12 protein-coding genes and 2 pseudogenes are annotated in these 13619 nt (G+C 59.8%); 9 read left to right on the top strand and 5 right to left on the bottom strand.

The annotated features are described in order from the left end of the window. Positions 1 to 96: 96 nt before the first annotated feature. Genes hpxW through hpxZ form a run of 4 tightly spaced genes read left to right on the top strand, consistent with a single transcriptional unit; the run spans position 97 to position 3656 of the window. On the top strand, positions 97 to 1680 hold the full coding sequence (gene hpxW / locus JTA15_RS03605; protein ID WP_219372877.1) for an oxamate amidohydrolase: 1584 nt from the start codon (positions 97 to 99) through the stop codon (positions 1678 to 1680). A 10-nt stretch (positions 1681 to 1690) separates the two neighbouring features. Continuing rightward, positions 1691 to 1879, top strand: coding sequence for an oxalurate catabolism protein HpxX (gene hpxX / locus JTA15_RS03600; RefSeq protein ID WP_025204497.1), 189 nt, complete (start codon positions 1691 to 1693; stop codon positions 1877 to 1879). Beyond that, the gene (locus JTA15_RS03595) at positions 1876 to 3273 is read left to right on the top strand and encodes an AtzE family amidohydrolase (RefSeq protein ID WP_219372876.1); all 1398 of its coding nucleotides are present in this window, start codon (positions 1876 to 1878) and stop codon (positions 3271 to 3273) included. Before hpxX ends, JTA15_RS03595 begins: the two co-directional genes overlap by 4 nt. Then, positions 3270 to 3656 carry an oxalurate catabolism protein HpxZ gene (gene hpxZ, locus JTA15_RS03590; RefSeq protein WP_032677834.1) on the top strand — a complete coding sequence of 129 codons (387 nt, stop codon included), beginning with the start codon at positions 3270 to 3272 and terminating at the stop codon, positions 3654 to 3656. The genes JTA15_RS03595 and hpxZ overlap by 4 nt, the downstream gene beginning before the upstream one ends. A gap of 90 nt (positions 3657 to 3746) precedes the next feature. Here hpxZ and puuE read toward each other — a convergent pair. The 3 genes and pseudogenes from puuE to JTA15_RS03575 form a co-directional block, all read right to left on the bottom strand. Continuing rightward, positions 3747 to 4664 (bottom strand): annotated as a pseudogene (gene puuE, locus JTA15_RS03585) (allantoinase PuuE); the annotation flags it as partial. After that, positions 4567 to 5437: pseudogene (locus JTA15_RS03580) on the bottom strand (aspartate/glutamate racemase family protein); the annotation flags it as partial. The pseudogenes puuE and JTA15_RS03580, both read right to left, overlap by 98 nt. Further along, complete coding sequence (locus tag JTA15_RS03575) at positions 5437 to 6153, bottom strand: GntR family transcriptional regulator (protein WP_219372875.1); 717 nt, start codon at positions 6151 to 6153, stop codon at positions 5437 to 5439. The gene JTA15_RS03575 and the pseudogene JTA15_RS03580, both read right to left, overlap by 1 nt. Positions 6154 to 6297: 144 nt before the next feature. Between JTA15_RS03575 and JTA15_RS03570 the strand changes: the two genes are divergently transcribed. After that, on the top strand, positions 6298 to 7794 hold the full coding sequence (locus JTA15_RS03570) for an NCS1 family nucleobase:cation symporter-1 (RefSeq protein WP_219372874.1): 1497 nt from the start codon (positions 6298 to 6300) through the stop codon (positions 7792 to 7794). Positions 7795 to 7893: 99 nt separating this feature from the next. After that, on the top strand, positions 7894 to 9213 hold the full coding sequence (gene guaD, locus JTA15_RS03565; protein ID WP_219372873.1) for a guanine deaminase: 1320 nt from the start codon (positions 7894 to 7896) through the stop codon (positions 9211 to 9213). Here guaD and uraH read toward each other — a convergent pair. Together uraH and uraD are read right to left on the bottom strand one after the other, a co-directional pair. Beyond that, on the bottom strand, positions 9193 to 9516 hold the full coding sequence (gene uraH, locus JTA15_RS03560) for a hydroxyisourate hydrolase (RefSeq protein WP_176586743.1): 324 nt from the start codon (positions 9514 to 9516) through the stop codon (positions 9193 to 9195). The two genes, guaD and uraH, sit on opposite strands and share 21 nt — an antisense overlap. Next, complete coding sequence (gene uraD, locus JTA15_RS03555; protein ID WP_219372872.1) at positions 9513 to 10013, bottom strand: 2-oxo-4-hydroxy-4-carboxy-5-ureidoimidazoline decarboxylase; 501 nt, start codon at positions 10011 to 10013, stop codon at positions 9513 to 9515. Before uraD ends, uraH begins: the two co-directional genes overlap by 4 nt. Before the next feature lie 242 nt (positions 10014 to 10255). Here uraD and hpxO point away from each other — a divergent pair, with 242 nt between their 5' ends. The 3 genes from hpxO to JTA15_RS03540 are packed head-to-tail and all read left to right on the top strand — an operon-like array spanning position 10256 to position 13425. Continuing rightward, on the top strand, positions 10256 to 11410 hold the full coding sequence (hpxO, locus tag JTA15_RS03550; protein ID WP_219372871.1) for an FAD-dependent urate hydroxylase HpxO: 1155 nt from the start codon (positions 10256 to 10258) through the stop codon (positions 11408 to 11410). 17 nt (positions 11411 to 11427) lie between these two features. Next, positions 11428 to 12462 (top strand): molybdenum cofactor-independent xanthine hydroxylase subunit HpxD, encoded by a 1035-nt coding sequence (gene hpxD / locus JTA15_RS03545; RefSeq protein ID WP_219372870.1) that lies wholly within the window; start codon positions 11428 to 11430, stop codon positions 12460 to 12462. A gap of 12 nt (positions 12463 to 12474) precedes the next feature. Further along, complete coding sequence (locus JTA15_RS03540; RefSeq protein WP_219372869.1) at positions 12475 to 13425, top strand: PDR/VanB family oxidoreductase; 951 nt, start codon at positions 12475 to 12477, stop codon at positions 13423 to 13425. The last annotated feature ends 194 nt before the right edge of the window (positions 13426 to 13619 follow it).

Raw genomic sequence — 13619 nt, 5'->3', positions numbered from 1 at the left:
CTTAAAACGTTATGTTACGACTGACGTGAAACTTTTCATTCATAACTGGAACAGCTTTTGCAGCACCTTGTGACTTTTGGGTTATGAGGACTCTCCATGCAAAGTAATGTCTCCGTACACGGAATGGCCGTGGCGCCCCACCATCTTGCCAGCCAGAGCGCCCTGGCCATTCTGCGTGAAGGCGGTAGCGCGATTGAGGCAATGGTCGCCGCCGCCGCAACCATTGCCGTGGTTTACCCGCACATGAACGGTCTCGGTGGGGACGGTTTCTGGCTTATCGTGCCGCCCGATGGCGAACCGGTCGCCATTGACGCCAGCGGCGCAGCTGGCTCACTGGCGACGCTTGCCGCCTATGACGATGTCTCTCAGATCCCCCATCGCGGGCCTCGCGCGGCGCTGACCGTGGCGGGAACGGTCAGCGGCTGGGACGAAGCGCTGAAGGTTTCGCGCACGATGACGGGCACCGCTCTTCCCCTGAATCGCCTGCTGGCAGACGCCATTGACTATGCCCGAAATGGCACGCCGGTGACCGCGTCTCAGGCCGCCGCCACGGCCAGTAAGCTGCATGAACTGAAGGACCTGCCCGGCTTCGCGGAGACCTGGCTGACGGACGGCAAACCGCCGCAGGTCGGCAGCCGGTTTTATCAACCGGCGCTGGCCTCCACGCTCTCCCACCTCGCAGAAGACGGTCTGGACAGTTTTTATCGCGGCCCGCTGGCGGAGCGTCTGGCCCGGGGCATGGCAACGCTGGGGCTGCCCATCACCCTGGCTGACCTAAACGCGCATGTCGCCCGGCGCACCACGCCGCTGAAATTACAGCATCAGCAGGGTGAAGTGTGGAACCTCGCGCCGCCAACGCAGGGGCTGGTGTCGCTGGCGATCCTCGGGATAACCGACCGCCTGTCCATGGCCGATGCTGACGAAGCGACCACCGTTCACCGCATTGTAGAGGCCACCAAGCTGGCGTTTGGTCTGCGCGATGCCCATATCACCGACCCGCGCGAGCTGAAAACCGATATCCAGAGTCTGCTGGATCCTGCCGCACTGGCCGCCCTCGCCGACCAGGTCGATGATAACCAGGCCGCACCGTGGGGCTGCGGCAAAGGCCCTGGTGATACGGTCTGGATGGGGGTGATGGATAACAGCGGTCTTGCCGTGTCGTTTATCCAGAGCATTTATCACGAGTTCGGCAGCGGCGTGGTCCTGCCTGATACCGGCATCGTCTGGCAAAACCGGGGAGCCTCATTCAGCCTCAATCCCCGTCACCTGCTGGCGCTTGCGCCAGGAAAACAACCGTTCCACACCCTGAACCCGGCAGCCGCGCGTCTGCATGACGGACGCGTCATGGTCTACGGCTCGATGGGCGGTGACGGGCAGCCGCAAACTCAGGCCACCCTATTTACCCGCTATGTGGTGCAGGGGGTACCATTGCAGGAGAGCATCGCCCGCCCGCGTTGGTTACTGGGGCGTACCTGGGGACAGACATCCGACACCCTGAAGGTGGAAGGCCGCTTTACGCCGCAGACCGTCGCGCGCCTGCGGGCGCTGGGCCACGACGTGGAGTGCTTCCCGCCATTCAGCGAAGCCATGGGCCACGCGGGTGCGATTGTTCGTCATCCCAACGGGCTGTTTGAAGGGGCATTTGACCCGCGCAGCAACGGCGCCGCCGCCGGATTTTAAGGAGAGACTGATGAATACCACACAACCTGACTGGCATGCCTATCTGGCGCAAATGGAGTCCGTGCTGGGCGTTGAGCTGGATGACGCCCGCCGGGCAGAACTCCATGTACAGTTCTGCCGTATCGCGGCGATGGCCGCCCCGCTGATGGCGCTGCCGCTTGATGACCGTCTGGAGATCGCAGGAGTATACAAAGCATGACGCTACACGAGATGAGTATCAGTGAGATCCAGCAGGCGCTGAGTGCAGGCGACCTGAGCGCCCATGACATCGCCCGCCAGACGCTGGAAGCCATTACGCGCATCAATCCCCATATCAACGCCTGGACCACCGTCACGGAAGAACGCATGCTGGCCGAAGCCGAGAATATCGACACCCTGCGTCGGGAGAAACGCCCTCTGCCGCCGCTGGCGGGCATTCCCTACGCGGTGAAAAACCTGTTCGACGTCGCCGGGCATACGACCCTTGCCGGTGCAGAGCTGTTCAGCCAGCGCCCCCCCGCCACCGCTGACAGCTTTGCGGTACGCCAGCTGCGCTGTGCCGGCGGCTTATTGTCGGGGATGGTCAACATGGATGCCTACGCCTACGGCTTTACGACGGAAAACAGTTACTACGGCGCAACGCGTAACCCGCACGATGTGACGCGCATTGCCGGAGGATCGTCCGGCGGCTCTGCCGCCGCGGTCGCTGCCGGACTGGTTCATTTTTCGCTCGGTACCGACACCAACGGGTCGATTCGCGTACCGGCCTCCCTGTGCGGAATATACGGTCTTAAGCCCACTTTTGGTCGTCTGTCACGCGCCGGCAGCCATCCGTTTGTCGCCAGTCTGGATCACATCGGGCCGTTTGCCCGTCGCGTGAGCGATCTGGCGTCGGTGTACGATGCACTGCAGGGTCGGGATACCAGCGACGGATTTCAGGCGGAGAGCTCCCGGGAGCAGACCCGGCCCCTGCTCGACCGCGGTCTGGATGGTTTGCGCTGCGCGGTGCTCGGCGGCTATTTCAGTACCTGGTGCGACAGCGACATGCGAGACGCCGTGGCGCGGGTGGCAAAAGCTCTCGACGTGCAGGAAACGCTGCAATTCCCCGATGCCGAGCTGGCCCGCTCCGCAGCGTTTATCATCAGCGCCTCGGAAGGCGGAAATCAGTACCTGCCCGCGCTTCGCCGCGAGCCTGGGCGTTTTGAACCGCACTCCCGCGAGCGACTGCTGGCCGGCGCGATGATCCCTTCAGCCTGGTATATTCAGGCCCAGCGTTTTCGCACGCAGGCCCGACAGGCGTTTAAAGCGCTGTTTGCGCAGGCCGACGTGCTGATCGCCCCGGCCACGCCGCGCAGTGCAACGCAAATTGGCGAAGAGATTATGGAGATCAACGGCCAGCCGTTACCGGTTCGCGCCAGCATGGGCATGCTGACGCAGCCGATTTCGTTTTTAGGTTTACCCGTTACCACCGTCCCGCTGCGCACCGCTCAGGGCGCACCTGTTGGCCTGCAGTTGATCGCCGCACCGTTTAACGAGCAAGCCTGCCTGCGCGTGGCGCGGGTGCTGGAAGCAAGCGGAATAACCGATGCCCGGCCAGCGGAGATGGCACCATGATAAATCACGATGACATTAACCTTCCGTGGGTCGTTGCAGAAGTGACCGCAGCCTTTTACCGCTATGAAGACGCGCTGGTTAGCAACAACATTCCGGTGCTGGATGAGCTGTTCTGGCACGACAAAAACACGGTGCGTCTCGGTGCGGGCGAAAACCTGTACGGCATTGAGGAAATCCGCGCCTTTCGGGCGGCGCGCCCGTCCGCGGGTCTGCAAAGGACATTGCGCCATACGGTAATCACCACCTTCGGAGAGGATTACGCCGTATGTAGCACCGAATTCACCCGCGAAGGAACGGAGCGGATTGGCCGCCAGCAGCAGACATGGGTACGCTTCCCGTACGGCTGGCGAATTGTGGCGGCGCAGGTGAGCGTGATGGCGTAATGTTAATAACCCTGCCCGGTGGCGCTTTTCCCATCAGATAAGCAGCAGGCCGGGACAGACGTCACCGCCGCCCGGCACACTGCTGGACCGTTATTGTTGGAACGGGTGCACTTCACGCCAGTGATCGGCTATCTGCTGGCGGGTGCAGACCCATACCCGATCGTGCTGCGCAAGGTAATCGAGGAACCGCTGCAGAGCACGAAAACGCCCCGGACGCCCCAGCAGACGGCAATGCATGCCGATGGACATCATCTTCGGCGCACGTTCCCCTTCTTCGTACAGCACGTCAAAGCTGTCTTTCAGGTAGGTATAAAACTGTTCGGCGGTGTTGAACCCCTGCGCGGTCGCGAAGCGCATGTCGTTGGCATCCAGCGTATACGGCACAATCAGGTGGGGTTTGCGCGTGCCGTCGCTGCACGCCACTTGCGTCCAGAACGGTAAATCGTCGCCATAGTAGTCGCTGTCATAGTCAAAGCCCCCATGCTCCACTACCAGCTGGCGGGTGTTTGGGCTGTCACGCCCGGTGTACCAGCCGGCAGGCGGTTTGCCAAACAGGTCAGTCAGGACATGCACCGCCTTGTGCAGGTGCTCGCGCTCCTGGTTGATATCCATACTTTGATAGTGGATCCAGCGCCAGCCGTGGCTAACCACGTCATAATCAGCCGCTTTGATGGCGTCAACGATATCGGGATGTCGCGCCAGCGCCATTGCCACGCCAAAGACCGTCAGCGGCAGGCCACGCTTGCAGAATTCGTTATGGATCCGCCAGAACCCGGCGCGGCTGCCGTATTCATAGAGGGAGTCCATCGACATGTGTCTGTCCGGATAACTGGCCGCACCGATGATGTCCGAGAGGAATTGTTCTGAGCCGGCATCACCGTGCAGAACGTGGTTTTCCGCCCCTTCTTCGTAATTGAGTACAAACTGCACGGCGATGCGCGCCTGGTTCGGCCACTGCGCGTGCGGCGGCTTGCCTGCATAGCCGCGTAAGTCCCGCGGATAATCTTCGTTAAAAAGCGCCATTATCACCCCCTCAATTAAAATGGATTCAGTGCCTGAAAGTGTCCGCTCAACGCTTTTTTCTCCGGGAAAGCCAGGTCCCCGTGCTTGCTGGTTGACAGCCCCAGCGCCACCAGCGACTCGACCATTTTCACCGCTGCACTGACGCCGTCGATCACCGGCACGTGCAGCTCGCGCGTCAGCGCCTGCGCCAGCGTCGCCATTCCACCGCAGCCGAGCACAATCGCGCCGCAGCCATCTTCTTTCAGCGCCTGGATGCAGCGCGCGCGCACCTTCTCCTGAGCCAGGCCGCTACCGTCTTCCAGTGCCAGCACCGGCAGATCGATGGCATGCAGGGCTGCACAGTGGTCCTGGAAACCATACTGGTGCAAAAGATGGCGGGCGATAATCCGCGTGCGCGGCAGCGTGGTCACAACAGAAAAGCGTGTTGCCACCAGCGTGGCCATATGCATCGCAGCTTCTGCGATACCGATGACCGGCCCCTGCGCCAGCTCGCGCGCCGCCAGCAGGCCGGGGTCACCAAAGCAGGCAATCACGTGTCCATCCACACCCTGTTGCCGTCCGCGTTTTATCTGTTCGAGAACGCCCACGGCGGCGATGGCCTCATCAAAATGGCCTTCTATCGAGGGCACACCTGCGCTCGGGCAGACGGCGAGGATCTCCGTTCCCGGAGCTGCCACCGCGCGGGCTGCGGCGCCGATGGTTTCCGTCATCGCGAGGCTGGTGTTGGGGTTAATCACTTGTATACAAACAGACGACATTACGACTCCTTGTGGCTGGCGAACAGCCGGGCAAAATCAGGCAGGCACTCACCGGCCCGTTCGAAACAGAGGCTGGCAACAATATGTTCAAAATGGTGCATTAAGGCCTCACTCAGGGGCTGGAGCGCCTTCTGGCGCAAGAGTTCGACCAGTTGCTCGTGGTCATTGCAGCGGCAGCCCTGACGCCACGGCGCGCCCCAGGCGGCGATCACCAGCGACGACCGCTGACTCAGTCCGGTCACCATCTCTGTCAGCACCTGATTGCCTGAAATGGCCTGAAGCTGAATATGGAAATTGGCGGAGTGGCGGATTGCGGCGGGACCGTCATACGCTTCGTGCGCCTGCTGCTCCTGGCGAATAATCCCTTCCAGTGCAGCCAGATGCGGCGGCTGACAGTGGGCCAGCACGTCCGGCAGGTTAGCCACCTCAAGCAGAGCGCGCGTGCGGAAGATCTGCTGCGCCTCTTCTACCGTCGGGCTGGCCACGTGTGCACCACGTTTGGGCGTTAAGGTGACCATTTGCACAGCGGCGAGTCGTTGCAGCACCTTGCGAATACCGGTGCGGCTCACGCCGAAGACCTCAGCCAGCGCCTCTTCAGGCAATTTACTTCCCGGGAGCAACTGATGTTCGACTATCGCGGTCATCAGCGCCTGAAAGATGGATTCATCTTTGTCATGCAGGTCTGGCGCGGTCTGCAGGCTGTTTTTGTTATTCATTAACCACTCCGATTTTTACTTTTCGCTATCGAATCGTATACATAAAAATAAAATATTGCATACAAGATTTATTATTTTGGCCTGGATCCTGCAACACCGTCTGCACTCCCACTTAACGGGTTTTCATTCACAGGAGCAGGTTTCATGCCAAACAGACAAAACGCGCAGTACGGTACGGCCGCTGATTCCGGTGCGGTTTACAGCCCACGTCTTTGCAATGAGGATCTGGCACCGACGCGTGACCAGAACTGGAGCTGGTACAACATCTTTTCTTTCTGGATGTCGGACGTCCACAGCATGGGGGGTTATGTTGTTGCCGCGAGCTTCTTTACGCTCGGGCTGGCAAGCTGGCAGGTCTTGCTCTGCCTGCTGATAGGGATTTGCATTGTGCAGTTGTGTGCCAACCTGGTGGCGAAACCGAGTCAGATGGCAGGCGTACCCTACGCGGTGATTTGCCGTCAGGCATTTGGCGTTTTCGGGGCCAATATTCCGGCGGTGATCCGCGGGCTGATTGCTTTCGCATGGTACGGCATTCAGACCTACCTGGCCGCCAACGCGCTGATGCTGGTGGCGCTTAAGTTCTGGCCTTCACTCGCGACGCTCACCACCGGTTCGTTCCTGGGCCTGTCGCATCTTGGCTGGATCTGTTTCGCTATCATGTGGGTGCTGCAGGCGATGGTCTTCTGGCACGGCATGAGCGCCATTAAGCGCTTTATTGATATCGCCGGTCCGGCGGTCTACGTGGTGATGCTGGCGCTGGCGGGATGGATTGTATACAAGACCGGTTTTGACGGCATCTCCTTTACCCTCGCCAGCAAATCCCTGAGCGCCGGTGAACAGACCTGGCAGATGATCACCGCTACGGCGCTGGTGGTTTCTTACTTCTCCGGCCCGCTGCTCAATTTTGGTGACTTCTCCCGCTACGGTAAAAGCATGGGGGAGATCCGCCGCGGTAACCGCTGGGGTCTGCCGTTTAACTTCCTGCTGTTCTCCATCGTTACCGTGGTGATTGTGTCGGGTACGCAATCGCTGTTTGGCCGCATGATCACTGACCCGATTGAAACCGTCAGCCGTGTGGGCAACGATCTGGCCGTGGCCATTGGCTTGCTGACCATGATCACCGCCACCATCGGGATCAACATCGTGGCGAACTTCGTCTCCCCGGCGTTTGATTTCTCTAACTGTTCACCGCAAAAAATCAGCTTCCGCACCGGGGGGATGATCGCCGCCGTCGGCTCTATCCTGTTAACCCCGTGGAACCTGTTTAACTCGCCGGAGCTTATCCACTACACTCTGGACGTGCTCGGGGCGTTTATTGGCCCGCTGTTCGGGATTCTGATTGCCGATTTTTACCTGATTAAGCGCGGCAAGGTCTCCGTAGACGATCTGTTTGATGACACGCCAAAAGGCAAATACTGGTATCGCAACGGTTTCAACCCGAAAGCCATCGGCGCGCTGGTGCCATCCGTTGCCGTTGGACTGGTGATAAGCTTTATTCCCTCCCTGCATGAAGTGGCAAACTTTAGCTGGTTTATCGGCGTCTTCCTGGGCGGGGTCACCTACCGCTGGCTGGCGCGGGAAGAGCGTGAAGCGGCAGGCGCCTCGTCGTTCAGCCCCCGCGTGGCAACGCAAAAAGAGTAACCCTTCCTCCGGGCCGCAGTTCCTCTGCGGCCTTTTTCATTCTGGCACCGTTTTTGCTCAGTCTCATCACCCCGCTACGCAAACACTAAGGCAGGAATCATGATGGAGTACCAGACTGCGATCCGCGGTGCATTTTTTGATATTGCCCGGGTCTGCGACAGTGCAGACGTTATCGCCCAACAGGCACGCTACCTTGAAGACGGGCTGCTGTTCATCCATAACGGCAAAATTCTGGCGCAGATGGCCTGGCAGGAGGGCGAGCAGTATCTTGATCCCTACAAAAGGTACACCGACCTGCGCGGCAAACTGCTGCTCCCGGGTTTTGTCGATACCCACGTCCATTACCCGCAGACGGAGATGATTGGCGCTTTTGGTGAGCAGCTGCTGGAGTGGCTGACCACATACACGTTCCCGGTAGAAAGCCAGTTTGCCGATGAGGCCTATGCGAAAGAGATTGCGGCGTTTTTCATCAACCAACTGGTCAGCCACGGCACCACCACCGCGCTGGTGTTTTGTACGCTGCATCCTGAATCGGTCGAGGCGCTGTTCACCGAGGCCCTGCGCCTTAACATGCGCCTTATCGCCGGCAAGGTGATGATGGACCGCCACACGCCTGACTACCTGAGTGAAACCGCGAAAGAGAGCTACCGGCAGACGCGCGAGCTGATCCAGCGCTGGCACCACCGTGGACGGTTGGGCTACGCCATTACGCCACGCTTTGCCCCGACCTCCTCACCGGAACTGCTGGCCGCGGTCAGCCTGCTCAGAGAGGAGTTTCCCGACACGTGGATGCAGACCCATCTGAGCGAAAACCCAAATGAAGTGGCCTGGGTAAGCGATCTGTGGCCGGAACATGAACGTTATCTGGATGTGTATCATCATTACGGGCTGACCGGCGAACGCAGCGTGTTTGCCCATGGGATCCACCTCCATGAGAGCGAGTGGCGCTGTCTGCACGATACCGGCTCGGCGGTGGCATTTTGCCCCACCTCGAACCTGTTTCTTGGCAGCGGACTGTTCCGCTTACCCGCCTGCTGGCAACACCAGGTGCGTATGGGCATTGGCACCGATGTGGGTGCCGGAACCACCTTCAGCATGCTGCGCACCCTCGGGGAGGCGTACAAGGTGGGTCAGCTGCAGAGCTACCGCCTGCGCGCCAGCGAAGCGTTTTATCACGCCACGCTGGGCGGCGCTCACGCCCTGAGGCTGGACGATAAGATTGGCAATTTCGCCCCCGGCAAAGAGGCCGATTTTATCGTCATCGACCCGGCCGTTACGCCGCTACAGCGCCTGCGTAACCGGCGCTGTCAGGACATTTATGAGCAGCTGTTTGTGCTGATGACCCTGGGCGACGAGCGCAATATTAGCGAGACCTGGGTCAACGGTGTGCAGGTGTGGTCAACTGCCGCGGTAGGTTGACCACCCGCCCGGCGCAATCACAAACGGCAGGTGGAAATGCTCGTCTGCCGTTTCTCCCGTCACAAAATCGATCTGTGCGCAGGGGTAAAGCGTGTCGCGGCCGGTTTCGGTGAACCAAGCCCCAATCTCAGCCACCAGCCGGTAACGTCCTGCTGGCAGGAAAGGGATAAACGCGGTGATGCGCCCCTGGGCGTTAGTGAAAGCAGTGGCCAATACGACGCCGTCCTGCTCAAGACAAACCCTTACGCCCTGCGCCGGTTTTCCCGTCGAAATATCAAGAATATGTGTGCTTAACGTACTCATTCGTCAATGACTCCTTCCAGCCGAAGCAGCGTAATTTCCCGCAACTGTTCCAGTGCGGCCTGTACCTCCTGCGCATCGCTGTTTTCCAGCCGGGCGTTGAGGGCGCGTAAAATCTCCTCACCGCTACGGCCTTTCGCGCGGATCAAAAACACGCGTCCAAAACGGGCCTCGTAGCGAGCGTTCCCTTCCTGCAGTGCCTGTGCCAGCTGCCTGTCGCGGTTGTCGACGGCGCCCTGCTCCTGGCGCGAAAGCACCGCCTCCGCCCGGGCTCCCGTCGGTTTCTCACCAATTCGCGGGTGCGCATTCAGGGCCTGCGTAAGCGCCGTTTCATCCCAGGTTTGTGCCAGTGTCCGGGCGGCGTCGAACAGTGCTTTGCGGTGTAAATAGGGCCGCCCCTGCACCAGCGCATTGGCCCAGTCGGGCAACGCCACGCAGGGCTGCAACCGCGCGAGCGCCTCTTCGTGGCTCAGTTGATTAAAAGTTTGCAGTGCAATCATACTCACTCCCGTCATATCGTCGTTTTCTCACTTTGCACAAACTACGCCACTCTTGCCATCCCCTATGAAACAGTCGATTCCGAATCGCACAACAGGAAATTATTGATTCATAAAAAGGCATTCTCACCGCGTTTGCGCACCTTAGCAGTGCAAAACCACCCCATACAACGCGCTTTTCGCCACTCTACAGCCTGGTACGCAAATTGCTCTTCCCTTTTTACACCCTGCAAAAGGAGAGAAGCATGAGAGCAATCGTTATTGGCGCGGGCATTGGCGGCCTGAGCGCCGCTGTAGCGCTGAAGAAGGCGGGAATCGACTGTACCGTGTTTGAGGCCGTGAAAGAGATGAAGCCCGTCGGTGCGGCCATCTCCATCTGGCCCAATGGGGTGAAATGCATGCAGCACCTCGGAATGGGCGACATCATCGAGACCTACGGCGGCCCTATGCGCTTTATGGCCTATAAGGATCACCGGCGCGGCGATACCCTCACCCGCTTTAGCCTTGCCCCGCTGGTCGAGCGCACGGGCGGTCGCCCCTGCCCCGTGTCGCGTACGGAACTGCAGCGCGAAATGCTGAACTTCTGGGGGCACGAGAACGTTCAGTTCGGCAAACGCGTTGAAAGCGTCCGTGAGGACGCGGCTGGCGTCACCGTCACCTTCACCGACGGTACTACCGCGACGGGGGATTTCCTGATTGCCGCCGATGGCAGTCACTCCGCTGTTCGCCCGTACGTGCTGGGCTATACGCCCGAGCGCCGCTACGCCGGTTACGTCAACTGGAACGGGCTGGTGAAGATTGATGAAGAGATTGCCCCTGCACACCAGTGGACCACCTTCGTCGGCGAGGGCAAGCGCGTTTCGCTGATGCCCGTCGCCGGCGGACGTTTCTATTTCTTTTTTGATGTTCCGCTCCCCCTCGGGCTGGAGGAAGATCGCACTACCCTTCGCGCCGATCTCACGGGCTACTTCCGCGGCTGGGCGCCACCGGTGCAGAAGCTCATCGCCGTGCTGGATCCCGAGACCACCAACCGTATCGAAATCCACGACATTGAACCGTTCGACACCCTGGTGCGCGGCAACGTGGCGCTTCTTGGCGATGCCGCGCACAGCACCACGCCAGATATCGGCCAGGGCGGATGCGCGGCAATGGAGGACGCCGTGGTGCTGGGTGACTGCCTGCGCGAGAACCACAACATCGCACTGGCGTTGCGGCAGTACGAAGCGCTGCGCTGTGACCGGGTCCGCGACCTGGTGCTTAAGGCCCGTAAACGCTGTGATATCACGCATGGCAAAGACATGTCATTGACCCGGGCCTGGTACCAGGAGCTCAAAGAAGAGACCGGAGAGCGCATCATTAACGGTCTGTGCGACACCATTCAGGCCGGGCCTTTAGGCTGAACGCGAGAGGGACAACCATGAAAATACAACCGACTCCACCCGCCCATTGTACGTTTGAGCCAGAGGACTGGCTGCGTCTGGCAAAATGCTGGCACCCGGTTGCTCGCGCCTGCGACATCGGCGCGGCACCGGTCAAAGCCACCCTGCTCGACGAACAACTGGTTATCTACCGCGTCAAAGACCAGGTTGTGGTCGCCCGGGACGTTTGCCCGCACCGCGGCGTACCGCTGACGCTGGGCTTTCACGATGAACACGGGATAATCTGCCCTTATCATGGCTTACGCTTTGGTGAAGATGGACGCTGCAACCGCATTCCGTCCAGCCCTGACCAGCCGGTTCCCGCGAAGCTTAACCTGATTAACTATGCCGTGGAGGAGCGCTTTGGGTTGATCTGGACCTGCCTGGCGTTGGATCCCGATAACCCAATGCCGTTGCCCACCATGCCGCACTGGGATAACGAGGGATTTCAGCAGATCAACTGCCCGGCGTTTGAGGTGAATGGCTTCGCCGGCCGTCAGGTGGAAGGGTTTCTGGACGTGGCGCATTTTGCCTGGATCCACACTGACACCTTTGCTGACCCCAATAATCCGCTGGTACCCCATTATCAGCCCCAGGAGACGCCGTTTGGCTTTGTTGCCGATTACTGGAGCTCGGTGAGCAACTACCCCGCCAGCTCCGATGTCCAGGCCCCAGAAGGCTTCCAGTGGCTGCGTCATTTTGAAATGCATTTACCGTTTACCGCCACGCTGACGATCCATTTTCCGGGGGAAGCCAGGCTGGTGATCATGAACGCCGCCTCGCCCGTCTCTTCACGGGTAACCCGCATGTTCGCCCCTATCGCGCGCAACTTTGACCTGCATATTCCGGTAGAGGAAGTGCACGCCTTCAATTTGCGTATTTTTGAAGAAGACCGCCTGATGGTTGAGACGCAGCGCCCGGAAAGCCTGCCGCTGGATCTGACTCTGGAAGCCCACATCCCTGCGGATAAAAGCTCGATTGCCTACCGCCGGGGGCTGAAAAAGATGGGCTTCGGCGAGTTTTTCCTGGTGTGACGGAGGAACGTGATGAGCGAAATGTTGAGCGTTATTGTCGACGGTCTCTGGCGCGAGGGGGATAAGAGTCTCGCCATCAGGCTGGTGTCAGAATGCGGTGAAGCCCTGCCGGGCTGGCAGCCCGGGGCGCACATTGACGTGCATCTGCCCTGCGGGCTGGTTCGCCAGTATTCGCTGACCGGAGCAAGCGACAGCGAGAGCTATCTTATTTGCGTAGGACGTGAAGCCGCCTCGCGCGGCGGGTCACGCTATGTTCACGAGACGCTACGTCCGGGGCAGAAACTGCTTATCTCCTCACCGCGCAATCTGTTTGCGCTGCACGAGGCTGAACGCTTCTTGCTGCTGGCGGCAGGGATAGGCATAACGCCCTTGTATGCGATGGCCCGGCAGCTGGAGGCTTCCGGTACCCCATTTACGCTGCACTATTACGTTAAAGAGCATGGCAACGCGGCGTTTGCGCGTGAACTCATGCAATTTAAACACGGCGAGTGTGTCATCCATACCATCAGCCCGCGCACTGCGCTGGCAGAGCACATGCCCACGCCAGCGGTCGGTTTCCACGCCTGGGTCTGCGGGCCGGCAGGCTTTATGGAGAAAGTGTATCAGGTCGCCCTCACGAGAGGCTGGGCGGAGAGCAATCTTCACAGCGAAGCATTCCAGCCCGTTATGCCCGCCGACTGTAATGAAACGGGCGAGATTTTTACAGTCAAGCTGGCATCAACCGGCGAGCGCTGGCCGGTGCCGGCGGACAAAACTATCGCGCAGGTGCTGCTGGAAAACGGCGTGGCGGTACCGCTCTCCTGTGAAATGGGGATTTGCGGCGCCTGTCTGACGCCGGTTATCGATGGCGTAGTGGATCACCGGGATAGCGTGCAGTCGGAGGCGGAGAAAAGCGCGGCAGACCAGCAGGTGGCGCTGTGCTGCTCGCGAAGCCATTCAGGGGAACTGGTGATTGGGTTGTAGAACGAAAAAAACCTGCGATATTGCTATCGCAGGGTTTTCGGATTTGGCGGGATCCACGGATAGTCAAAACAAACGGCATACCGGGCTTCGGAGAAAAAGCATGTCCATAATCACCGATATCACCCCAAAAACAGCGGAACGGACGATAAAACGATCCCTCATGTCAGCATAACTGGCCTGACACGTCATCATCC

The organism is Enterobacter sp. BIDMC 29 (genome assembly GCF_019378755.1).
In the GTDB taxonomy this organism is placed as follows: Bacteria; Pseudomonadota; Gammaproteobacteria; order Enterobacterales; family Enterobacteriaceae; genus Enterobacter; species Enterobacter ludwigii.
The sequence above is the reverse complement of the archived record's forward strand: the minus strand, read 5'-3'. Positions and strand labels throughout refer to the sequence as shown.